Genomic DNA, 24,450 nt, shown 5'->3' on the forward strand with positions numbered 1-24,450 from the left:
GCCACAAGCGAATGTCATCTATCCCCTTTACTATTTATTGGTGTGATTCTGAGGGGATTAGGAGTAAAAGGTTTTTTAAGAAAGTTTGACCTGCGCGATCAAGATTATCATCTAGGGAAAAGGTGAGGCTGCGGACTCGAATTTCGTCACTTTTAATATCTAGTGCCTGTGTCAAGTCTTTGGGGTATATCAAAAAGGCTTGCTTGCATTTTGTTGTGTTGGCGTAGCTGATCATTTGATGAATATCTGTATTTCCTGCCTGTTCGGGGGCTTTATACTTTGTATCCAAAACCGCTATTGTTTTGCCAGTATCAGCATCACACAGTAATATATCTATATTGAAGTGCCGATTTTGACTAATTTCTATTGGATGTTGCTGTTTGAAAAAATAGCCTTGTGGCGTGTTTTTCTTAAGCCATTCTGCAACGAAAAGTTCATATAAATGTGCCATATCGGCGAGAAAGGGTAGGGTTTTGTAATTTCCCCTTTTATGACTGGGACTACTATTTTCTAAAAACAATCTACATAAATTATGTAATAGTTCATAGTCTGGATTGAGGCGATTATACTGTCTGGCGATACAATCTTCTGCGCTACAAGGTTGCAGCGTTACTAATCCTTGTAGAGCGTGATAAGCTTTTCGTACTGTTGGTGATACTCTTTCTGAACATAAACTGCTAAGACCAATGATATAAAGCGTCCATGCCAGGATTTGATTTTCTTTAACATCAGCCGTATGTTCTTCGTAATTGCATTTAAGTTTAACATTCCACGGCTTTTGAATTATCTGTTGCACATCTAGCCTTCCCCGCACATAATAAAGCTGCTGTATTTTAGGCAAATAAGTACGATATAATCCTTTACGGCATCGCTCTAAAATTTTATCGGCTAAGATATGAGCCAGATTTTTATAAAAGTCCTCTAGAGATTCACAATTCATCAGCCCTTCCAGAAAGCGAAACCCTTTTAAGTTGTAGGCATATTCCAGCATTCCAAAGAGGTTTTGGATAGGCACTTTCGGATTTATTTTTAGATGCAATTTAGGAGTTACAGGAATGTAACCTACCCATCCTTTAGCTTTCAGTTTCCAATATCCTTTCGTTGTATAGGTAGGAAATTCTATATCTACTTGTGTTTTGTATTTCTCATATAACTCAACCCCGGCTGAATAGGGTATTTCATCAAGTGTAAATGATTTATTTTCGTATTCTGTAATTTCAATAATTCTTAGTTTTGCTGGGTTTATATCCATAGTTGAACCTGATCCTTGATTTTATCCCAGCGAAATTGATCTACTTTTTCTAGCTGGTTAAAAAAGTACTCTTCTAAATATGGCTCAATTTCCATGCGCCATATATCTTCTATATCTTCACGTAGGTTGTCTGTTAAAAAAAATGAAATACCAATTTCGTAGTTTTTATCTGCGATCGCCTGATTTAATTGCTGTAAAATCTTAACTAATCCCTCTACTCTAAAACCTGTTTTTAGGTGATACCGTCGCAGTACATCATAGTTTGGACGAAGTTCAATAAACGCAAAGCGGCGACGAAGTGCATGATCTATATTGGCAATAGACCTGTCTGCTGTATTCATTGTGCCAATAATGCGGACATTTTTCGGGATGCGAAACCTATTACCGCCAGCTAGTGGAATTTCTTTGTCCCGATACTCAAGCAAGTACATTAATTCACCAAAAACCTGTGCAAGATTAGCACGGTTGATTTCATCGAGAATTAGAACACAAGTATCTTCACGAGACTCAGCTTTTTTACAAAATTCTAAAAATCTTCCTGGAACCAGTGGATATGCTAATATTCCATTTTGACTTTGAGGACGGATGCCTTGAATGAAATCTTCATAAGAGTATGCTGGATGAAATTGTACTAGTTCCGAAAAACCATCACTACCGCCGATTAAGTGTTTTGCAAGTTTTTCAGCTATGAAAGTTTTGCCTGTTCCAGGTGAACCATATAAAATTGCTTGACCTTTACGATTAATTGTACGTATCCAGCTTTTTATTATTGTTTCGTTAAGACCTATTTCTTCAGTAAGTTGAGACAAAGTATATTCTGGGGGCTTAATTTCTTTACTCCAATAAGTAGTATTTTTGAGGTTGTAATTGCTGAAGTCATATTTCTTCACCTCTACAAGCCAATGAGAAAACATATCAAATAAGTCATCATCTCGCAAAGCTGGCACACCTGGTTGGTGCATCACTTTAGCAAATTCTTTAATTAGTTTGTGTCCTGTACTGTTGGCTGCTGGATAATCTGTTAGCTTTGGTTTATGGTCTGTATTGGCAAAATAGTTGATTACTCGCAGCAATTTATTGTTAATCAAAAGAAATTCATCTGGTCGAAGGCTGTTAAGGACAGGGGTGAGTATTTCCGTTTGGAAATCCTTAGAATAGGGTATCTGTGAAAATTCTTTACAAGCTGCTGATAATTTCTCTGGATTATCATTGCAGCAACGAACAAAATTCCAAATTGCAAGATAAATTTGTCGCCAGTCTTCGGGTTTTACCCATATTGATCCTTCATACAATTCTTTTATATCTTTCGTTACAGATGAAGCAACATGAATCCAAGCGCCCCTTTGAGGATTTTTGGTATTGTTATCATAAGGTAGCAACAGAGGTAGTAACAATGATTCTGTCACGTTTTCTCCAGAGTCTGTTGCTGCTGCAATCGCTTCAAAATTACGACGTCTCTGCTGACGCTGCTGAGTATATGAGTTTGTATGACTTATCCCAGATGTTGTATAAGGATATGAGATTACGAATTCCTGAAACAACCTCACAAATTCAGATTTATTGTCAGCTAACATTATCATTAATAAACTTCAGGTTAGTTGGTACATAATTTATTTATAATTAAAATAAATATATTTATTCAGATGAAGAACTAATTGTTATGTTTTGCATCATAGATTCAAACATCTTGAACTCACTTTCCTTTAAGTAACGATAACTTTGCGGAGGCCGAAATTCTGGTATTTTCTCTCTTAGTTGTGTTAACTCAATAGGATCTGGTAAGGTTTTGATATTTTTCACAAAAATACCAACCATTACTGAAGCACCATCATAATAACTTTGAAATTCTTTAGAACTAATTCCCGCTATATTTTTGACCTGTTTCCAAAATTCATTTAAGTCTTTTGGTAATTTTTTAATTTCCATTTGAGTAATATACTTTACTTCAAATGAACCTACTAAAGCTTTTTTGGGAGATGAGACATAGACTAAAACTAAGTCATCCATATTTAATCGAGAGCGAACACGACGGAGTTCTACTTGTTTTTTTCCAGAAAATATTTTTTCTGCATACTTAGGTTTGATTGACAATAAAAGGATGTTACTAGGCATGAAAGTTTATCTATATCTTATTGGTATATCCTAAATTATATAACTTTTTAAAAGAATCATTACTAATTTTACAAGCTGACTGAAATGATTCTTTCCTATTGATAACATTTTGAACTTGCTTGAAATTTATAGAATATTTAAACAACTCAGTATTACTGAATCGAATTGCCATGATATTGCCATTTTTATCTTGATTTACATTCATAATATCAGCCAATTTATAAACTCCTAGTCGTTGAAAACGTTGGTAAAGATTTTTAGGTTGATCGATGATAATCTCATCTACAAAGGAGCAGGCTCGAATAGAGCTTATTCCACAGTAAGACTTATAATCATCCTGGCTCACATACCAAATAATCCGACATGGAGCTTTTAATCCTCTTGAGTTCCTAACTGATCGATAGTAAACAGCTTCACGGTTAAAAGCAAGTTCTATTTTTGATCCAAATAGAGTTTGCCTAGCTAAATCTGAATCAAATAAATCTTTTGCCCATTTGGGTTGAATGGGAATGATAAAATTTGGTATTTCAGCATCAATAATTTTTCCTGGAAAAAGGAATCGTTCAATATTTGCTGATGCTTGAATATCTGTAATTAAGTTGTTTTTATTGAGACTATCAGCTATTTGAATACAAAAGTTATATTCTTGCCCTAAATTAGAAGCTAAAGTAACGAGGCGTATTGATAACTGGGATGCAGTTTCAGCAACTGCTAAGTTTACCTTTAGCCATCCGTTATTAACTCGGATAAAATTATCTTCCTGAATAGCTGTAATAACAGTTTCGTCTAAAGTTAAATCAGTAATTCTAGTAAATTGCCGATGTTCATGAGCAGAATGTAATACTGATTGAAAAATCAAGTGCCGTACCAGTGTAGCTGATAAGTGATTATTAACAACTCGGAGAAGTGGAACTTCTAGCTCATTTTTTTTATGTTTACCATACACAAATAAAGCAAGTGGTTGATTTTCTCCTTCTATAACTATATAACAATCAAACTTGTCTACCTCAGCGAGAAACCGACGTAACTGCTGTTGAAATCCAGCTTTTGTTTCACCTTGATTTATACAAGTAAAATAATTGGTCAATAAATCTTCTTGTCCCCTTTGAACTGATACTTGCTTTAGGAGAGTACCAGCCAAACGTACAGGCTGATAATCAGGCTTATTGCGAAGCTCGTCTAATTGAATCAGCAGTTCATCAAGAGTAAGAATAGAGAGTCTAAATTTATCGTAAATTTCATCTGCAATATCTAACAGTTCTTTTTTATTACTTACGAATACATGAGATTCTGACGCTATAGCTCTCGCTAAATGACGTACATCAAGTTCAGAAATAATTATATTTTTTGGATATATAACTTTTTGGAGATTTTGACATATTTCATCTAAACTTTTACTTAGACAGGGCAAGCTGACAAAACGTTTTGCTAATTGTCTTTGTGATTCTCTTTGCTTATCATCATTAACAAGACTTATATAGTTAAATATTTCATCGGTAATGCATAATTCTAACTCTGGTTCTAACCAATCAGCCAATAGTAATCTAGATTCTTCATTACTACTATCTTCATCTCTATATAAATTAAAAAAAATATTGGCATCGATAACAACGCATAGCTTTGACTCAAGCTTAAAAATGTGATTATTAGAAAATAGATTTTGATGCCCGTGATCAAACCACCAAAAAGTTAGCAACTTCTTATCTTTACTCTTTCCTTCTTTTTCATATTGAGGAACGAAACCTAATTTTGACCACATACCTGCTAAGTCATAATCACGACGGCAGTTTAAGCCAATACCTGTATACTTTTCTTGAGTTATTTGTTTGAGGTGATTGACAAGTAATCTTGCCACTTTCTTGTTTTGATGCTCCCCATCAACGCAAAGATGAACGATTGTGATCCGATCATACGAATGTCGATATAACAAATAGCCAATGCACCCTGCTTGAGGATCAAGAGCTACAAGTATCTGGCGATTCTTTGCACGTTCTGCAAAAGCACCTTTAGGGAAAAAGCCAAGGGTTGTTCTATTGAGACCCCATAGTTCTATAACGGTTGGTAAATATGGTGATCTGTCGTCAATCTCTTCAATTTTTATCTGACCGTCTTTTGTCACTTATTTTATACCTCTTGTACTATAGTATTCACTTACTGTTATTAAAATGGGAGCGCCTTAACACCTATCATATTTAGGAACTAAAATATAGCTTGCTACCGTAGGCTTTGTCTGTGTAACTCTAAAATACTGCCAATTTTTTAACGAATCGCCAAGACGCAAAGCAAGATAAGGAAGAAATGCTTAACCCAAATTAAGTTCTAACTAGCCTACCGTCGTTAAGGTAATGGGTGTATTAAGGCGATCGCAACAAACTTTCATTGGGGATATTAAACGATCGCAATCATGGCAGAAAAACGCCAAATTGTAGATTGAAAGTAACCGGATGCTGCGGCGCTATAGTGTAGAAGCTAATGACAGCAAGCGTAACACGGAGACAAAAAAGTGCAAATCACTAGGCGCAATGTTGAATTAAGAGTAGATGGCAGCTTAATGCGTGTTTATGTTGCGGCTCCCAAAGCAGCAGGAAAATACCCTGGTATTGTCTTTTACAGTGATATTTATCAGTTAGGTGATCCAATGATTCGTCTAGCTAACTACTTAGCAGGATACGGCTATGTAGTTGCAGCCCCAGAAATTTTTCATCGAATTGAGCCAGTTGGTTTAGTAATTGAGCCAGACGATCTGGGACGGATGCGGGGTAATGACGATGCTCGTCGAACTTCCGTAGCTGATTATGATGCCGATTGCCTTGCTGTGATTGAATTTCTGAAAACAGAGAGTGCGGTTTCTCCAAATCAAATAGGCACTCTCGGCTTTTGTATTGGCGGACATTTAGCTTTCCGCGCAGCATTTCAAAACGAAATTCGGGCTGCCGTTTGCTGTTACCCTACTGGGATTCCCAGCGGTAAACTGGGTAAGGAGGTAGCCGATACAATCCAGAGAGTTAGTGAAATCAAAGGCGAGATGCTAATGGTGTTCGGTACTCTTGACCCTCATATACCAGATAGCGATCGCCAAACCATAATAAAAGCAATTGAAAATGCTAACATACCTTACCAAGTTTTCTTGTATGAAGCAGAACATACATTCATGCGCGACGATGGTTATCGTTATGATTCTAGTGCTACCACTTCTGCTTGGTCTGAAATAGTAACTTTCTTGGGGCGCATATTTGCAGACTGAAAACTCTTATTATTGCTTTCTTCGCGTCAATTTTGAGTTGTCTGTAACGCTAATAACCCAGCACCGTAAGCAGGTTCATACCTCGGAAAAATCACCTTTATATTAGGAAACTTCTTAACAAGAGACGCTGCAAATCTTTCATGAATCTTGCATCTACCGCGCCAGACACTTCCTGTTGTGACTACTTCCAAAACTGAGTCAGCACTAAAAATTGCATCAATTACTGTAGATGTAGCTTTTACTAACTCTTTTACAGCATTATCAATTATGATATTCGCTACAATATCACCTGACGCTGCTGCAAAATCTACAACTGGTGCTAAAGCAGCTATCTGTTTAACTCCCCATTCTCGGCGATATACTACTTCTATTAAATCTTCTATACTTTCTAAATCAAGATGCTGTTTGAAACCCTCTATCAAACTCGTTGATATTTCTCGTCCATCATAAGATTTTAATGCTGCGTTCATGCCTGCGATCGCAATTTTATAGGCGCTACCTTCATCTCCTAGAATATACCCCCAGCCTCCGACTCGCTTAGTATGTCCTTCATGATTTCGGCCGAAAACTATCGAACCAGTACCTGCTGCAACCACAATTCCTACAGACTGACCAATTCCACCAACTAAAGCAATTAAAGCATCGTTACAAATTACAATATTCCCTGGTTGTAATGCCCAACTAATAGGCAATTTGTTATTCTGTAACTCTTTAACTAAACCTTTCACTACTTTGATATCTGTTGCACGACCTACACCTGCTAAACCCAAACATATCGCGTCAATATTCACAGTATTTGTAATTATTGCTGCTTCAAGCGCATGATGAATTGCTGATTGAATAGATTGTAAAGTTGCTTCGATACCTATAGTCTGATAATTAGATGAACCTGCTTTACCACGACCTAGCACTTGACGTAAATCATTCATTAAGACACAAACAGTCTTGCTACCGCCGCCATCTATTCCTAAAACATAACTCATGTTCTGTAATAATATTAATTATTCTGATGTTTTGGTTCTTCTTTTAAAGGAATAAAAAATAGAGCAATCATTCCAGGAATTGTGAACAAACAGACCATGATAAAAAATAATGGATATCCAAATGCTTTTTGCAGATAACCGCTAATTAAGCCGGGTAACATCATTCCTAAAGCCATAATGCCAGTGGAGATAGCAAAATGAGAAGTTTTATATTCGCCTTGGCTGATATACATTAAATAAACACTAAAAGCTGTAAATCCAAAACCATATCCAAATTGTTCTAAGGAAACCAAGGGATATACTAATATTAGCGAAGGTTTAGTGTAAGCCATATATACATAAAATATATCAGGTAAATTCAAAGCTAAAGCCATAGGAAACAGACATTTTTTTAATCCATATCTAGAAATTAGCAAGCCTCCTAAAATTCCTCCACAGATTAGGGATATTACTCCAAATGTCCCGTAGGCTAACCCGACATCTGATGTTGATAGACCTAAGCCTCCTACTTCTGGTTTGTCCAATAAAAATAAAGAGGCTATCTTCACAAGCATTGCTTCGCCAAGTCTGTAAAGTAAGATAAATGCTAAGATATTTATAATTTTATGTTGAGCAAAATATGAGCTAATAATTGGCAAAAAGGGTATCTTTTCTGTAGACTGTAGCTGTTGTTTGTTATCTGACTCAGTTAAAGGTAAAATTAGGCGATGGTAAATAAACAGGATTGCTAAAATTAAAGCTGAGAAGCCAATAGCTATAGTCCAGCTTAAAGGAATGTTGTTGAGAGATACTTCAAGCTGACCCGCTAAGACTACTAATATTCCAGAGCCAAAAATGACAGCCATTCGATAAAACAGTGAGCGAATGCCAACAAAAAAGGCTTGTTGTTCCGGAGATAAAGCCAGTAGATAGAAGCCATCTGTAGCAATATCATAAGTTGCAGAAATAAATGCTCCTATTGTTAATGCAGTGAGGGAGATGAAAAAGAAATTTGGTAGTTGTAAGGAGAAGGCTATCAAACCCAAGCAGCAGAACATGGCAAATTGGGTACAAAGTATCCATTTGCGTTTGGTAGAGTAAATATCAACAAGTGGGGCCCAAAACATTTTGATCACCCAAGGTAGATAGAGAAAACTTGTCCACAAGGCGATTTGAGTATTATCTATTCCGAGTTTTTTGTAAAAGATTACGGAAACTGTGTTGATGATGATGTAAGGTATGCCGGAGGTGAAATATAGGGTGGGGATGAATGTCCAAGGGGAGGTTGTTTGGTGTTTCATAGGTTTGGGGAACGAACCGCAAAGGACGCAAAGGGCGCGAAGAAGATTAAGAAGAGAGTATGATGCGTTTGATGCCGTCTTTGAGGAGAGGGACGTTAAAGTTGATGAGAAGGGCTAGAGGGTAATGAGTCATTTTAAGGTAGGAAAGGACTTGGGCTTCATGAATGGGGATTAAGTTTTGGACAGCTTTCAATTCAACAATTAGAGAGTCTCCAACCAAAAAATCTAATTTGCCCTCGCCGACTGGACGACCTTTGTCGTTTACTTTTACTGGATGCTCAAATTTGTGAGGTATCTCGCGCATTAGAAATTCTTCTCTCAACGCTTTGTGATAAACCTCCTCTAAAAACCCCGCTCCTAATACCTGATGTACCTCAATCGCCGCCCCAATCACCCTATAAGCTAGATTTTCTAACTGAACACTTGGTTGCCTCATCTTACCTTTCTCCTCTTCCTTTGTGTCCTTTGCGTCCTTCGCGGTTCGTTTCCATCAATCCCTCTGCAACCCTGTGGCAAAATTTATTAGAGTCCTTCCTTAGTTTTCCCGCATGACCGCAACCATTCCCAATCTCCCCAGTCTCTACGACCCCTTTTCCACTGAAGCCAAATGGCAAAAATTCTGGGAAGACAACCAAGTTTACAAAGCTGACCCCAACAAAGGCGGCGAACCCTACTGTATAGTCATTCCTCCGCCAAATGTTACTGGCAGCTTACACATGGGTCACGCTTTTGAAAGTGCGTTGATTGATACCCTCGTGCGCTACCACCGGATGCAGGGACGCAATACCCTGTGGCTACCGGGAACTGACCACGCCAGCATTGCTGTGCATAGTATGTTGGAAAAGCAACTCAAAAAAGAGGGTAAGACTCGCTACGAGTTGGGGCGCGAGAAATTCCTAGAACGCGCTTGGCAATGGAAGGCGGAGTCTGAGGGAACGATTCTGAATCAGCTACGACGTTTAGGTGTCTCGGTGGACTGGTCACGGGAAAGGTTTACCCTCGATGAGGGTTTATCTAAAGCTGTTGTCGAGGCGTTTACTCGCCTTTACGAGGAAGGTTTAATTTATCGTGGTGAATATTTAGTTAACTGGTGTCCTGCTTCTCAATCGGCGGTGTCTGATGTCGAAGTAGAAAATCAAGAGGTGAATGGAAATCTTTGGCACTTCCGCTATCCCCTCACCGATGGTTCGGGTTATGTAGAGGTGGCGACAACTCGACCAGAAACGATGCTGGGTGATACTGCTGTAGCAGTTAATCCCAATGACGATCGCTACAAACATCTCATTGGCAAAACTTTAACTCTGCCAATTCTACAACGAGAAATTCCGATTATTGGCGATGAATTCGTTGACCCCACCTTCGGCACGGGTTGCGTGAAGGTAACTCCCGCCCATGACCTGAACGATTTTGACATGGGTAAGCGTCACAATCTGCCGTTCATCAACATTATGAATAAAGACGGCACTCTCAATGCCAACGCTGGAGAGTTTCAAGGACAAGACCGCTTTGTTGCTAGAAAAAATGTGGTTTCTCGCTTAGAGGCAGATGGCTTTTTGGTGAAGATAGAAGATTATAAACATACCATTCCCTACAGCGATCGCGGTAAAGTACCTATTGAACCTCTCCTCTCAACTCAATGGTTCGTCAAAATTCGCCCCCTAGCTGACAACACTCTCGAATTCCTCGACCAGCAAACTTCTCCAGAGTTTGTCCCCCAACGCTGGACAAAGGTCTATCGTGATTGGCTAGTAAAACTCAAAGATTGGTGTATCTCTCGCCAATTATGGTGGGGACACCAAATTCCGGCTTGGTACGCTATCAGTGAAACGGATGGGCAAATTACTGATAATACGCCCTTTGTGGTAGCAAAATCGGAAACCGAAGCTTGGGAAAAAGCCAAATCACAATTTGGTGAAAATGTTAAGTTAGAACAAGACCCAGATGTGCTAGATACTTGGTTTTCTTCTGGACTCTGGCCGTTTTCAACTTTGGGTTGGCCGGAACAAACTCAGGATTTAGCAACTTACTACCCCACTACTACTTTGGTGACAGGCTTTGACATTATCTTTTTCTGGGTAGCCAGAATGACAATGATGGCTGGGCATTTTACGCAGCAGATGCCTTTCCAAACGGTTTACATCCACGGCTTGGTGCTGGATGAAAAAGGTCAGAAGATGTCAAAAACCAAAGGTAATGGCATTGACCCATTGTTACTGATTGACAAATATGGTACTGATGCCTTGCGCTACACCCTAATTAGGGAAGTGGCTGGCGCTGGTCAAGATATCCGCTTGGAATACGATCGCAAAAAGGATGAATCACCATCTGTGGAGGCATCCCGCAACTTTGCAAATAAGTTGTGGAATGCTGCCCGATTTGTGATGATGAATTTGGATGGACAGACACCGCAACAATTGGGGAACCCAGTAGCCACAGAATTGAGCGATCGCTGGATCATCTCGCGGTATCATCAAGTTGTCAAACAAACCACCAATTACATCGATAATTACGGTTTAGGGGAAGCAGCTAAGGGATTGTACGAATTCATTTGGGGTGATTTCTGCGATCAGTATATTGAACTGGTGAAATCCAGGCTGCAAGCAGATGCTGATCCGGCATCGCGGCGGGTAGCACAGCAAACCCTCGGCTACATATTGGAAGGAATTTTGAAACTGCTTCATCCGTTCATGCCTCATATTACCGAGGAAATTTGGCAAACTCTTACGCAACAACCAGCAGATTCCCCGCAAACTTTACCATTACAAACCTATCCCCAGGTGGATACAAACTTGGTTGATCCAGCTTTGGAAGAACAGTTTGAATTGCTGATTGGCACTATCCGCACAATTCGGAATTTGCGCGCTGAAGCGGATATTAAGCCAGGGGTAAAAGTGACAGCAAATTTGCAAACTGAAAGCGAAAAAGAGCGGGAAATCCTGACTGCTGGACAGGCTTATATTAAAGATTTGGCTAAGGTTGAGACTTTAACCATTACTGACAAGCAAAAAAGCGAAACTGTTGCTGATAAAAAACCTCAGAGGGGTTTGAAGACGATTGGCTTAATTATTGTTGCCATTGTCTTTGCAAGACTAGGTTTGGCTGTGGGGAATGCTATTGATGACACTCCCATCCTCGGAACTTTCTTTGAACTAGTTGGTTTTGGTTACACAGCTTGGTTTATTAGCCAAAATTTACTAACTGCTCAAGCAAGACTTAGGTTATGGAGCCGATTTTTCCCGCAGAGAGAATTAGAACAAGTACAAGAACCAGAAAATGCGATCGCTGGTGTAATTGGTACAGTTCAAGTGCTAATTCCCCTTGCTGGCGTGGTAGATGTCGAAGCAGTTAGTGCCAAACTACAAAAACGCCTGAACAAAGTAGAAGCAGAAATTAGTGCTTTACGTGCTAGATTAAGCAATCCTAAGTTTGTTGAACAAGCGCCTGCCGATGTAGTGCAAGCAGCGCGGGACGCTTTAGCTGAGGCACAGAAACAAGCGGAAATTCTGCGCGATCGCCTCAAGGGGTTGTCGTAGCGATCGGCTACGTGGCTTAGGATAACTGTAATGGGTGATGGGAGTGTCAATAATTCCCAATTACCCATTACCAATTAACAAAATATCAATTCTCTGGCATTTATTTTTTTATTAAATTTTTTTTGAATTTTGAATTTTGAATTGGAGCGAAGCAACCCTCATGCTATATCTAGCCCAGGTGCGTAAAAACGATTTTTTAGACCAGCACCAGTTACGCTTGTTGGCGCGTCAAGAAGCTGATAACTTGTGGGCGATAATTCCCGAAGAAGCCTTCATTCTGCTAGGCAAGGGAAAGATCATGAGTGAAAACTTGCTTGTTTTAGTGGAACTTTCCCCTACAGGCGATATTGAAAGACTAGAAGATGCCACCAACTGGGTACTGCATCTGGTACAAAGCTACCTCACCATCGGCATTACCCCAGAATTTTTGCAGCACGAAGCCGAGCGAGCAGAACATTGGCGGCAATCCCTGACGTTGCAAAACCAAGACTTAGCAAGGCGTTCCTTAGAGTTGGAAGCTAGACGCGAACAAATTCAAGCCTTAGAAGAAAGCCTCAAACGCGAGAAAAATAGTTATCCCCAAGAGGAAAGTTAAAAGTCTGCAATTGTATTGCCCATAAAGGCTTCAAGTGACTGTTGTAGACCGCGATGAGGGAACTTCCTCCCTTCGGAGGCTAGAATCAGCATGAATTGGAGGCATGGCTGGAAGACTATAGCTTGGGTGAGCTTTGGCAGAAGAACCTCCTGGGCGGGAGACCTGCACGATGATTCGAGTCAATGTTTTCATATTCCAAAATAGCCAAGAAAAGTCAAAGTAATATCAGGATAATGATTACCGATAGTGGAAGCTTCATGAATTATATTATCAGTGGGAGCAATATATGCTTCCCCAGGTGCAACTCTTAATTGAACTACAGGATATGAAGGATATCGCAGCATAAACTCGTACCCTATTTCTGTACCTCTATAATGCTTATGAATATCCTCAGTCTCAGACAACCCCAAATGCCGAAACATATCCATCAGAGTTAGGTTAATAAACAAAAAAAATCTATCTTCTTGCCCTAAATTAATGCAAATTCTATTTCGGGATTTATGTCTGCGTCTTAATGGTGCTTTATCCCAACTATCAAGGTGCATACCAACGAACAGTTTTTCGTTATAATTGCCATAATAATTAACAGTTACAGTTTTGAAATTAGGCTCAGTAACTTGAATACCTAATATTTCTAAATTTTGAGGATTTAAAATGTAATTTGAAAGACGATTGAGAACTTCTTTAATTACTTTTTCACCTTCAAGATTACTGACGATAGATTGATACTCTTCTACTGTTTCTATTGAACGAAAATTAAATTTTTCCAAAGGCAACAAGGCATAGTCGGGAATGCGAACTATGGCTATATGTGAACCGATATCCCATGTCTTCGGTTTGGACATAGCTTCATTGCTAAAAAGCAGGTTATATTCTGTTGTATTCGTTTGTCTCCAAGGTTCTTTGGGTAGAAAAGCACCACTGCGATATTTAACTTTATCGTCTTCTAATTCGATTTTTTGGAATGTTCCGGAACTCAACCTAATTCTGGAATTATTTCCTCCAGAATTGATGGGATCAAAAATTTGGATGCTTTTTTTTAAATTTAAATTTTCACTTGTAATCATCACAAAGATTACCTAAAAACTTTTATGTTTCCCTAATTAAAAGTATTTTTTATAACGGACAGTCTAATGCTGAAGCTACTGGGAATTGCTTTGGCTGTTCAATATTTATTTTTCGAGAAATTGGTTCAATAATTCCCGATTGGATTAAACGTGATTCTATGTGTTTTAAAATTCCTTTCTCGATGATACAATCAATATTGCCTTCTTCATCAAATTGATTATTAATAATAGCTTCTTCAGCCATTGGATAACCGCTACAACTTCCAAAATATTGGCAGGAAGTACAGACAGACATCATGCGTTCTTCTGCTGCGGATATTACTTTTTTATGTACAGGGCTTAAAATAATATTTTCTAAAGGACTTTGAAATAAATTTCCATGACAAACTTCTGGTTTATAAGCATCTCCATAACTATAAATATCACCATTAACATTCACTACATAAATTGATTCCCATTCCGTCTTATCGTAAAAATATGGTTGAGAATCAGAGCTATAGTGACGAAGAATTATTTCTATATATTCCATAATTGGCAAAATCATTACCATATTTTGGCTTTCCATCCACATATCTACAAGAGTGCAAAAAGCTTGCAGAACTTCTTGTGGAGTAATTTCAAATCCTTGATGTTGCCCTTCAAAAGCTCCATTGAATAGTGGTAAAATCCGAAAATGAAGCTTCATCTTTTCATAAAATTTAAAAATCTCTTGAAGATAAGGTAAATTTAATTTAGTTAAAACAGTAATACATCCAAAGGAAACATTTGCATTTAGTAAGCGATCCATATTTTTTAAAACTGTTAATAAAGAATCAACTCCTGATTGCTTAACACGTAGACCTCCAAATAAGTCAACAGAAACACCGACACCATCAAATCCCTCGGATAATAATCGGATACTTTCTTTGTTAAGTGTTGTCAGGTTAGTTTGAACTACATTAGTAACAGAACTTGCCAGTTCTCCAAAAATCTGTTGCTGATGGTCAAAAGTACGCCAATAATAATCAGGTGATTGCAAGAGTGGTTCTCCACCATGCCAAACAAACTGAATGTCTGTTTTCAAGTCAATCTGACTATAATAATTAGCAATGTGATGATACATTTTATCCAGTTGTTCTAGCGCAATTTTTGTTCTATCACCTAGTTCTAAGTATTCATAACAATAGCGACAGCGTAAGTTACAAAGCTTAGAAGTTTTGACCACAAATTGAACCTGTCTAGCTTCCGATTTCATAAGTTTAAACAGTGAGTTTCGACAATATTTTAGACGCATAATTAATTTAGAATTATCAGTTTTTTCTAAATTAATTATGCTTTCTCATCCACTAAACTTTAATGTATCAAAGATTGAAAAGTTTCTAATGCTGAAGGACGATTACCTTGTTGATTAGCTTGATAGGGTTGGTTTTGTACGAAACTAGGACCATTATCAAATAAGCGAAATTTTGGTCTTCGCGCTAATAGCTGAGGTTCGTGTGGATCAACTGCTACAGTTTGTCTATTTCCTGTAATAGCTTGTATCTTTTCACTTAAACTAGAGGAAAAATTAATAGTATCTACAGGGTTCATAGCCTCCTTAACTGGAATATTTTGATTAAGCTCAGAAACCACTACAGATGGAGCCATAATTACTAAGAACAAAATCAAATGGCTTGGTAAATTAGACACTAACTTCTTCATAATGCCTCTCTTATTAAACTCCGTAAATTATCAAGTTTTCTGATTACTAAACCCAGGTGAGTATTTTTCCAGTAAGTATTTTTCCAAAATTTAGCATTTTGGACAGACAATAACATTGTTATCACAGAGATGAGATGAAAAGCATTCGCGCTCTAATTGATCTTTCTCTGCGCGTTGCTATGTTTGATTTTTAAGTATTTTTATCCCCTTTTCAAATCACAGTTTTGCAATAAAAATGCCTATTAAGTCTTAAATTAATCCTACTTATCATACAAAAATATTATCCCAACTTTTGATAGATCAATCAAAATAAAATAGTCTATCAAAAGTTAGAAATAATGGTAGCTAAAAAAGTTAATTTGTCGGTGAAAGCCATCACCGTGCCAAAACGGGAAAATTGTACCTAAGGCTGAAACCTATGCCAAATAAGCATTTCAGCGATACTTGTTTTCCTTAATCCGCAAAGGCCGCAACTTGTCAAAACTGGTCGCCTGTTTCAAATTCCAGACATAATCGCCAGTAAGATTGATAGGGTAGCCACCGAGATACCCGGCGACCACCCGATCGCTAACCTTTAAAAGAAATGGGGTAAAACAGGGGAAAATAAGCGAAATGAGGTATGAATTTCTCAGCTTTTCGCAGCTACAAGGCTCAAGCTCTAAGCTGAGCTTGCATTGCTGTTATTTTGCAATTGATATAGCTTCCTTAGTCATCTTTTGTAAAACTTTTCTTGGAGAACCGCTCAAAATCTCATCACATTTTTCGGTAGATATGTCCTTTGGAGTCTGGGCAGCAACTTTGACAGAAGTCTTCAATAACATTTCATTAACTTGTCCCGTTACCCATTTGGCACCTGCTACGCCCACAAGCAATGCTCCCGCTAGGGCTGAGAACGTTAAACTAATCTCTTCTCTTACCGTACCATTGGCAGCCTTTTTTGCTAATTCAATTCCCGCCCCCGAACCGTAAAACGACCAAGAGGCAAAAGCCGCAAAGGCACCAATGAAAACATTCGTTAAAAATCCCGGACACAATATACCACTTTCTTTTCTTGGCAGAATAAAACCGTTATCACTTAATAAAGCATTTACTACACCACCTGCTGCTCCAGCAAAAGAAATCAGCAGGGCACACATCCAAGGGTCCATAAATTATTCTCAAAGCACTTAATGATTAATTTTTGCTGTCCTTAACTACAGCAATAAATTTCAGCATTCCGGATTCGCCTACACTACTATAAAAAATGTCTAAAAATCTGTTTTAAGCTAATCCGCGTTTCAGTTGCATAATCCTTAGCCTTAGAAAGACGCGGGGATGCAATTTAAAGGATTATTAGCTTACACGCTAATCTTTTTGCTGGAGTTTCGCACCGGGAACTAGTCTACTCTACTCTGAAAAAGTCCCCTAAAAGCGACCTCAGTTCGTTAATTCCGTCTTACCTCAAGTGTACTTATTTTCATCCGTGGTGCTGAACTGAAAGTTCATGACCCACTAAACTCCAGCATAAAGCCATAGCACACTTTCGTATGTATACTTGCATATAGCCCAGCAACAGTTTATCAGTCTATTGCTGGGTGATCTGTCTTTTCTGGCTATGATTCGCTCCCGTTAGGCAATTACAGTAATATCTGCACTACTAAGCACTGCCTGATTTGAGAACTGGGCTATTTGAACTTGTGCTGTACCACCAACTCCATCCTTATCAAAGAATAGATTCCCCGTTGTTTGATCATACATAAAGCGATCGCTTGCTGTTGTCGCACTAGTCCCAAGTCGGAACAAACCCGAATCTAGTATCGTATCCTGAGATTGGCTAAGTCCGAATTCTGCCTTGGAAACAAAAATAGTATCATCTCCAACAGTAAAATCAGTGATGATATCATAGCCTCCAGTACGGGTATCAGCCAGGTTAAAGTTATCTCGCCCAACTCCACCAGTCAGCACATCTCGACCAATTCCACCAGTGAGTAGATCATCACCTGCACCGCCCAACAAGGTGTCATTACCTGAGCCACCAAAGAGGATATCATTGCCACTTTCTCCGCTCAAGATGTTAGCTCCACCATTTCCCGTAAGGATATTATCAAGGCTGTTACCAGTACCATTGATTACCTTGGTTCCAGTCAGAGTCAAGTTCTCCAAATGATCTCCCAACACCCAACTCACCGAAGAATTGACTAAATCTGTGCCTGCATTTAAGCCTTCGACAATAATATCGCTGAGGTTGTCAACAGTGTAGATGTCATTGCCTGCTCCACCAACAAGACTGTCAATCCCTGCACCTCCATCCAAGATGTCATCACCTGCACCGCCCAACAAAGTGTCATTACCTGAGCCACCAAAGAGGCTGTCGTTACCATCTCCTCCGCTCAAGTTGTTAGCGCCACCATTTCCCGTAAGAATATTATCAAGGCTGTTACCAGTACCATTGATTAACTTACTACCAGTCAGCGTTAAATGCTCCAGGTTATTTCCCAACACCCAACTAACGGCAGACTTGACTAAATCTATGCCTGCATTTAAGCCTTCGACAACAATATCGCTGAGGCTGTCTACACTATAAATGTCGTCACCATCTCCACCATCAAGACTGTCAATTCCCACACCTCCATCCAAAGTGTCATTGCCGGAACCACCCAACAAGGTGTCATTACCTGTACCACCAATCAGGCTGTCGTTACCATCTCCTCCACTCAATTTGTTAGCGCCAGTATTTCCTATGAGGATATTATTAAGACTGTTACCAGTACCGTTGATTGCTGTGCTTCCAGTCAGTGTCAAGTTCTCTAGGTTATCTACTAACACCCAACTCACCGAAGACTTGACTAAATCTATACCTGCATTTAAGCCTTCAACAATAACATCGCTGAGGTTGTCTACAGTGTAGATGTCATTGCCTGCTCCACCATCAAGACTGTCAATCCCTGCACCTCCATCCAAGGTGTCATTACCTGCACCGCCCAACAAGGTATCATTGCCTGAGCTACCAAAGAGGCTGTCGTTACCATCTCCTCCGCTCAAGATGTTAGCGCCAGTATTTCCTATAAGGATGTTATTAAGGCTGTTACCAGTACCATTGATTGCCGAGCTTCCAGTAAGGGTCAACTTCTCCAGGTTATTTCCCAACACCCAACTCACTGAAGAATTGACTAAATCTGTGCCTGCATTTAAGCCTTCAACAATAACATCGCTGAGGTTGTCAACAGTGTAAATGTCGTTGCCTGCGCCACCATCAAGAGTGTCAGATCCCAAACCTCCATTCAAGGTGTCATTGCCTGCACCGCCCAACAAGGTGTCATTACCTGAATCACCAAAAAGACTGTCGTTACCATCTCCTCCGCTCAAGGTGTTAGCGGCACTATTTCCAATCAAAATATTCTTAAGGCTGTTACCAGTACCATTGATTGCGTTGGTTCCAGTCAGGGTCAAGTTCTCCAGGTTATTTCCCAACACCCAACTCACTGAAGATTTAACTAAATCTGTGCCTGCACTGGCGGCTTCAATAATAGTGTCGCCGATGCTATCCACAATATAAGTATCATTGCCTTTACCACCAAGGAGACTGTCATCTCCTGTACCACCATCTAAGAAATCATTTCCATCGCCGCCATCAAGAGTGTCGTTATCACCTAGTCCGTTGAGGGTGTCGTTGCCCTGCAACCCTGAGATGATATCCATGATCCCTGTACCAGTCAGGTTATCTGCACCTGAAGTGCCATTAATGGGAGGCGTGACTTCATTAATGGTCAAGTTGACGGTAGCAGTGCTACTGCCTCCTTGCCCATCACTTATGGTGTAAGTGAAGTTGTCGGAGCCATAATAGTTTTCGACGGACGTATAAGTGTAAGTACCGTTGTTGTTGTTAACTAAGCCTCCGTGGCTAGGTTGAGTGAAGCTAATAATGTTCAATACATCAATGACATCTGCATCCATATCATTGCTCAACAAAGTAGTAGCGCTAATGATAATGGGTGTATTTTTGTTTGTGGTGATGCTGTCGTTAACAGCGACGGGAGCATCATTCACCGCTGTAATATTAATATTGCGGGTAACTGCGGTGCTATTAGCAGTCCCATCATTCACTAGAAAGCTGACGGTACGAGGTGTAGTAGCGGGGTTATCACTGCTGTTGATATAAGTAATAGAACGTAGTGCAGTTTGATAATTAGCAACAGTGGCACTGCCAGTTAAAGTTAAAACGCCTGTGCTACTGTCGTAGTTGCCTATAATCCCATTTTGGTTGGTGAAGGCAAGGGTGTCTTGAGTAGAGACAAAACCACTGGTAATACTGACAGTGGCACTGGAAAGGTTGGGGGAGTCTGCATCGCTGACAGTGATGCCTGAGTCGATGGCTGTAGTGGCGTTCTCAGTATATGCCAGGGCAGAGTTGGTAGCAGTAGCAACGGGCGCACTATTCACTGCCGTAATATTAATATTGCGGGTAACAGTGGTGCTATTAGCAATCCCATCATTAACTAAAAAGCTGATGGTACGAGGTGTAGTATTGGGGTTATCACTGCTGTTGTTATAAGTAATAGAACGCAGTGCGGTTTGATAATTGGCAACAGTGGCACTGCCAGTTAAGGTTAAAACCCCAGTGCTGCTGTTGTAGTTGCCTGTAATTCCATTTTGGTTGGTAAAGGCAAGGGTGTCTTGAGCAAGGACAAAACCGCTGGTAATACTAACGGCAGCACTGGACAGGTTAGCAGAGTCTAAATCGCTGAGGGTGATGCCTGAGTCAATGACTATAGTGGCGTTCTCGGTATATGCCAGGGCAGAGTTTGTGGCAGTAGCAATGGGTACATCATTCACCACCGTAATATTAATATTACGGGTAACGGTGGTACTATTAGAAGTCCCATCATTAACTATAAAGCTGATAGTACGAGGTGTAGTATTAGGGTTATCACTGGTGTTGGTATAAGTAATAGAACGCAGTGCAGTTTGATAATTAGCAACAGTGGAACTGCCAGTTAAGGTTAAAACCCCTGTGCTGCTGTTGTAGCTGCCCGTAATTCCATTTTGGTTGGTAAAGGCGAGGGTGTCTTGAGCAGAAATAAAGCTACTAGTAATGCTGACAGTAGCACTAGCCAGGTTGTCTGAGTCTACATCGCTGATGGTGATGGCTGAGTCGATGGCTAGAGTGGCGTTCTCGCTGTATGCAAGGGCGGAGACAGAACCAGAGGTGATTGTCGGGGGAACCCCAGCGTTGATGTTTAGTTGGGCATATATTCCATCTCCAGAACTGTCCTGACCACTGCTAGTCCAGGAAATGACAAAATCTCCCCCTGCATTCATCGCTAATGTCGAGTTCTGTTGATTGTTAGCGATGTAAGTATTGACCTTAAATTCGCCCCCAATAGCTACCCCGGCACTACTGTAACGTTGGGCATATATCCCATCTCCAGACCCGTCCTGACCACTGCTAGTCCAGGAAATCACAAAGTTCCCCACTTCATCCATCGCTATTGTGGGGTTAGATTGATTGCCAGGGATGGCGGTATTGACCCTAAATTGACTACCTTGAGCCACCCCGGCACTACTGTAACGTTGGGCATATATCCCATCTCCAGACCCGTCCTGACCATAACTTTGCCAGGAAATAATAAAGTCCCCATCTGCATCCATCGCTATTGTAGGGTTATATTGAAAGTTGGCGGTGTAGATATTGACCTTAAATTCACTACCTTGAGGCACCCCAGAACTGTTGTAGCGTTGGGCATATATCCCATAGCCAGATCCATCCTGATAATAGCTTTGCCAGGCAATAACAAAGTCCCCATCTGCATCCATCGCTATTGTGGAGTTATTTTGAAAGCCGATGATGGTGTCATTGACCCTAAATTCACTACCTTGAGCCACCCCGGTACTGTTGTAACGTTGGGCATATATCCCATAGCCATCCCCATCCTGACCATTGCTAGTCCAGGAAATCACAAAGTCCCCATCTGCATCCATTGCTATTGTGGGGTTAGATTGACTGTCGGTGATGGTGTCATTGACCCTAAATTCACTACCTTGAGCCACCCCGGTACTGTTGTAACGTTGGGCATATATTCCAAAGCCATCCCCATCCTGACCATTGCTAGTCCAGGAAATCACAAAGTCCCCATCTGCATCCATCGCTATTGTGGGGTTAGATTGACTGCCGATGATGGTGGTATTGACCTGAAATTCATTCCCTTGAGCCACCCCATCGCTGTTGTAGCGTTGGGCATATATTCCATCGACAGACCCGTCTTGACCATTGCTAGTCCAGGAAATCACAAAGTCCCCATCGTCATCTATCGCTACTGTGGAGTTAGATTGATTGCCAGTGATGTAAGTATTGACTTGGAATTCAGTCATGAAAAAACCTCTGAAAAAAACTAAAAATTTGATTTCAACAATTACGCTCTGATTAAACAGATTCTTTAGTCATTAGGAATCACTGCACTCGGTCGCAGCCAGTAGTTAAACTCTGGTGCAGTAAATGCTTGGCGGATTTCTTTTCGTTCCTGATTCAAAACCATCGGACGCTGTACATCAGCAAGAAACTGCACATCATAAAGTTCTTGACAGCCTGTAATGAAATTCAACATCCCCACCTGCTGCCCATTTCGTAAATCCACGACTGCCACACCACAAAGTAACTGCTCAAAGCGTTGGGTAATAGGCAACCCTCCGAAAATATGCCGTTCCCGAATCTGGCAAAGTCCCACTAGGGCGTAATACCCTACGCAGCACAACCCCCGCAGAAATCCAGGCAGTACGCAGACTACTTGTTTGTCTCCTGATTCTGGATGAATGCGCCATACTTCCCCAGCGCCAGAGTTGAGCAGCCACAAAAACCCGTCATGCCAAATTGGGGAATGGGGCATTGATAATCCATCTAAAATAATTTCATTGCTCTCCACTTCCATCACGACCCCACCGTTGGCTTTCCCCGGTCGCCATCCCCCAACGGTATCTGTCGCACCGAGGGCAGTTACATACTTGGGGTTGCCATCCACCATCGCTAACCCATTAAGATGGCAACGGTCTTCTGGTACTACTTGGGAAATAAATTTGGGATGCCAGCGCGGTACAAAGCTAAAGTCTGGACTCAATGTAGAAAGACAAGAAAAGCGGGTGTTGACAATCCACAGCCCTTCCCTGCCGAATTCCATGTCGTGAATGTTGAGGTCGCCTGTGAAGTATGCCATCCGTGGTAGGTAGAGGGCATCATAGCGTCCGGGTTGGTCTTCTAAAAACTCATAAGCTAATGCAGGGGCATTGGCTAATAAACAGACTTCGTGATGGCTAGCTACTGCCAGACGTGAACCATGAACTGCCAACCCCATTGGTTTAGAAAATTGGCGTAACAGCATGGTAATTTGTTGTCCATTCCAGCCCAAAACTGCTAGTTTTCCAGCTTGGTAGGTGGTGATAGCAATGGAGCCTCTGGCTTGACTTAGCCAAGAGATAAATCCCTGATCGGCATCACACTTAATTAAGTTATTCTCTTCTGGGGCAGTAGTGCTAAAGGTGGATAACATAAATCAGTTGAATTAAATTTCAAATTTAGTTGGGGAAATTTGGACTTAGTTGAGTAAAAAAATAGTCAGTGGCTCTAAACCTTGAAGTTGACCGATAAATCTGTCACTACAAACCTTTCAGAATTAATGACACAGACTACTAGGCAGGCAATCATTGCCAATAAACAAACCTGTATCAGAAACAGAACCCAAAGGAATTGCCCCAGATAACAGGTCACATCGTCATAAAGCTGCACTGTGTAAACTTTGCAGACATTTTGAGCTTAGTTTTTTTATAACGTCCTAGTGGTAAATCTTATTTTGTAAACTGTTGTTATAATAAAGACTATTTAGATAAAAAAAATCTGTATATATACTGGATATAAAATTTGGTTAAAACTTTAATAATTTGTAACCTGGGTCAGCAGGTTTTCTTTGTATAGCCATGAGAGTAGTCGTTAGGTTTAAGAAAATGCGTAGGCGTAGCCCATCGTCAATATGGCCAGTCTCTGGATTAAATATTTAAACTAAATACGTGTAAATGCGATTACTTTGCTCGAAACCAGTATAGATGAAAGTAGCAAGGCTGACACAAACCGTCAAGCAACGCCTAAAATTACTGCTAAAAAAGGATTATAAAAATAAAATTGCTATTTGACCCGAAAGTACCCAAAAAAGCTTTTTTGGGTGTGCCATTTGAAGTGTACGACGGAGGTAAGATAAGACAACCAGAGTCTGGTGTAACAGTATGGTTAACTGGTCTGAGTGGTGCAGGTAAAACTACTATCTGTCAATTCGTAGAAAATAAATTACGGATGCAGGGATACAGAGTTGAAGTTCTCGATGGTGATGCAGTACGTCAAAACCTATGCAAAGGGTTGGGTTTCAGTAAAGAGGATGAGAAGAGAATATTCGGCGTATTGGCTTTGTGGCTCACCTTCTTGCCAGAAATAATGTAATTGTAATAGTTTCTGCCATTTCACCGTACCGTGAAATTCGGGAAGAAGTGCGCCAAACTATTCCGCATTTCATTGAAGTTTATGTCAATGCATCATTAGAAGTTTGTGAACAGCGAGACGTAATACCAATTTAATGTGAAGCTGCATAGAAAAGAGCTTCGAGAATAAAGTTATAAGAAGAGATAGATATTACCTGCTCCAGTGTAAGTTGCTCGAATATTTCTTGGATGCGATGCCTACGGCGGGCTA

At 40.2% G+C, this 24,450-nt stretch carries 17 protein-coding genes and 1 pseudogene; 4 read left to right on the forward strand and 14 right to left on the reverse strand.

The features are described from left to right. Nucleotides 1-34: 34 nt before the first annotated feature. From H6G92_RS14190 to H6G92_RS14205, 4 genes are all read right to left on the reverse strand, one after another. Nucleotides 35-1,252 (reverse strand): McrC family protein, encoded by a 1,218-nt coding sequence (locus H6G92_RS14190; RefSeq protein ID WP_190894317.1) that lies wholly within the window; start codon nucleotides 1,250-1,252, stop codon nucleotides 35-37. Further along, the gene (locus H6G92_RS14195) at nucleotides 1,243-2,826 is read right to left on the reverse strand and encodes an McrB family protein (protein WP_190894318.1); all 1,584 of its coding nucleotides are present in this window, start codon (nucleotides 2,824-2,826) and stop codon (nucleotides 1,243-1,245) included. The genes H6G92_RS14190 and H6G92_RS14195 overlap by 10 nt, the downstream gene beginning before the upstream one ends. A gap of 61 nt (nucleotides 2,827-2,887) precedes the next feature. Continuing rightward, complete coding sequence (locus H6G92_RS14200; RefSeq protein WP_190894319.1) at nucleotides 2,888-3,364, reverse strand: ASCH domain-containing protein; 477 nt, start codon at nucleotides 3,362-3,364, stop codon at nucleotides 2,888-2,890. A gap of 10 nt (nucleotides 3,365-3,374) precedes the next feature. Next, nucleotides 3,375-5,483: a GNAT family N-acetyltransferase gene (locus H6G92_RS14205; RefSeq protein WP_190894320.1), complete on the reverse strand. Its 2,109-nt coding sequence runs from the start codon at nucleotides 5,481-5,483 to the stop codon at nucleotides 3,375-3,377. Between the two features lie 384 nt (nucleotides 5,484-5,867). On the opposite strand from H6G92_RS14205, the gene H6G92_RS14210 reads away from it, so the two are divergent. Beyond that, nucleotides 5,868-6,608: a dienelactone hydrolase family protein gene (locus H6G92_RS14210; protein ID WP_190894321.1), complete on the forward strand. Its 741-nt coding sequence runs from the start codon at nucleotides 5,868-5,870 to the stop codon at nucleotides 6,606-6,608. 26 nt (nucleotides 6,609-6,634) lie between these two features. Here the strand turns inward: H6G92_RS14210 and H6G92_RS14215 are convergent, their stop codons facing one another. From H6G92_RS14215 to H6G92_RS14225, 3 genes are read right to left on the reverse strand one after another with little or no spacing between them, the layout of a single operon-like run. Further along, on the reverse strand, nucleotides 6,635-7,591 hold the full coding sequence (locus tag H6G92_RS14215; protein ID WP_190894322.1) for an N-acetylglucosamine kinase: 957 nt from the start codon (nucleotides 7,589-7,591) through the stop codon (nucleotides 6,635-6,637). Between the two features lie 14 nt (nucleotides 7,592-7,605). Continuing rightward, entirely contained in the window at nucleotides 7,606-8,871 is a 1,266-nt protein-coding gene (locus H6G92_RS14220) for an MFS transporter (protein WP_190894323.1), read from the reverse strand. A 46-nt stretch (nucleotides 8,872-8,917) separates the two neighbouring features. After that, nucleotides 8,918-9,307, reverse strand: a complete 390-nt coding sequence (locus H6G92_RS14225; RefSeq protein WP_190894324.1) for a GxxExxY protein — start codon at nucleotides 9,305-9,307, stop codon at nucleotides 8,918-8,920. Between the two features lie 112 nt (nucleotides 9,308-9,419). Here H6G92_RS14225 and H6G92_RS14230 point away from each other — a divergent pair, with 112 nt between their 5' ends. Both H6G92_RS14230 and H6G92_RS14235 read left to right on the forward strand, forming a co-directional pair. Beyond that, complete coding sequence (locus tag H6G92_RS14230; protein WP_190894325.1) at nucleotides 9,420-12,404, forward strand: valine--tRNA ligase; 2,985 nt, start codon at nucleotides 9,420-9,422, stop codon at nucleotides 12,402-12,404. A gap of 160 nt (nucleotides 12,405-12,564) precedes the next feature. Further along, nucleotides 12,565-12,999 carry a hypothetical protein gene (locus tag H6G92_RS14235; protein WP_190894337.1) on the forward strand — a complete coding sequence of 145 codons (435 nt, stop codon included), beginning with the start codon at nucleotides 12,565-12,567 and terminating at the stop codon, nucleotides 12,997-12,999. A 30-nt stretch (nucleotides 13,000-13,029) separates the two neighbouring features. On the opposite strand, the gene H6G92_RS14240 is transcribed toward H6G92_RS14235, so the two are convergent. The 7 genes from H6G92_RS14240 to H6G92_RS14270 form a co-directional block, all read right to left on the reverse strand. Next, nucleotides 13,030-13,191 carry a hypothetical protein gene (locus tag H6G92_RS14240; protein WP_190894326.1) on the reverse strand — a complete coding sequence of 54 codons (162 nt, stop codon included), beginning with the start codon at nucleotides 13,189-13,191 and terminating at the stop codon, nucleotides 13,030-13,032. Next, nucleotides 13,188-14,069 carry a hypothetical protein gene (locus H6G92_RS14245; protein WP_190894327.1) on the reverse strand — a complete coding sequence of 294 codons (882 nt, stop codon included), beginning with the start codon at nucleotides 14,067-14,069 and terminating at the stop codon, nucleotides 13,188-13,190. Before H6G92_RS14245 ends, H6G92_RS14240 begins: the two co-directional genes overlap by 4 nt. Before the next feature lie 46 nt (nucleotides 14,070-14,115). Continuing rightward, nucleotides 14,116-15,300, reverse strand: a complete 1,185-nt coding sequence (locus tag H6G92_RS14250) for a radical SAM protein (RefSeq protein WP_190894328.1) — start codon at nucleotides 15,298-15,300, stop codon at nucleotides 14,116-14,118. A gap of 98 nt (nucleotides 15,301-15,398) precedes the next feature. Beyond that, complete coding sequence (locus H6G92_RS14255; RefSeq protein ID WP_190894329.1) at nucleotides 15,399-15,746, reverse strand: hypothetical protein; 348 nt, start codon at nucleotides 15,744-15,746, stop codon at nucleotides 15,399-15,401. A gap of 680 nt (nucleotides 15,747-16,426) precedes the next feature. Continuing rightward, nucleotides 16,427-16,894 (reverse strand): hypothetical protein, encoded by a 468-nt coding sequence (locus H6G92_RS14260; protein ID WP_190894330.1) that lies wholly within the window; start codon nucleotides 16,892-16,894, stop codon nucleotides 16,427-16,429. A 460-nt stretch (nucleotides 16,895-17,354) separates the two neighbouring features. Continuing rightward, nucleotides 17,355-22,094 carry a beta strand repeat-containing protein gene (locus H6G92_RS14265; protein WP_190894331.1) on the reverse strand — a complete coding sequence of 1,580 codons (4,740 nt, stop codon included), beginning with the start codon at nucleotides 22,092-22,094 and terminating at the stop codon, nucleotides 17,355-17,357. A 65-nt stretch (nucleotides 22,095-22,159) separates the two neighbouring features. Then, nucleotides 22,160-23,263 carry a TIGR03032 family protein gene (locus H6G92_RS14270; protein WP_190894332.1) on the reverse strand — a complete coding sequence of 368 codons (1,104 nt, stop codon included), beginning with the start codon at nucleotides 23,261-23,263 and terminating at the stop codon, nucleotides 22,160-22,162. Nucleotides 23,264-23,943: 680 nt separating this feature from the next. Between H6G92_RS14270 and cysC the strand changes: the two are divergent. Then, nucleotides 23,944-24,323 (forward strand): annotated as a pseudogene (gene cysC / locus H6G92_RS14275) (adenylyl-sulfate kinase); the annotation flags it as partial. Nucleotides 24,324-24,450 lie beyond the last annotated feature (127 nt).

The sequence above is a fragment of the Nostoc foliaceum FACHB-393 genome (assembly GCF_014698505.1).
Taxonomy (GTDB): Bacteria; Cyanobacteriota; Cyanobacteriia; order Cyanobacteriales; family Nostocaceae; genus Nostoc; species Nostoc foliaceum_A.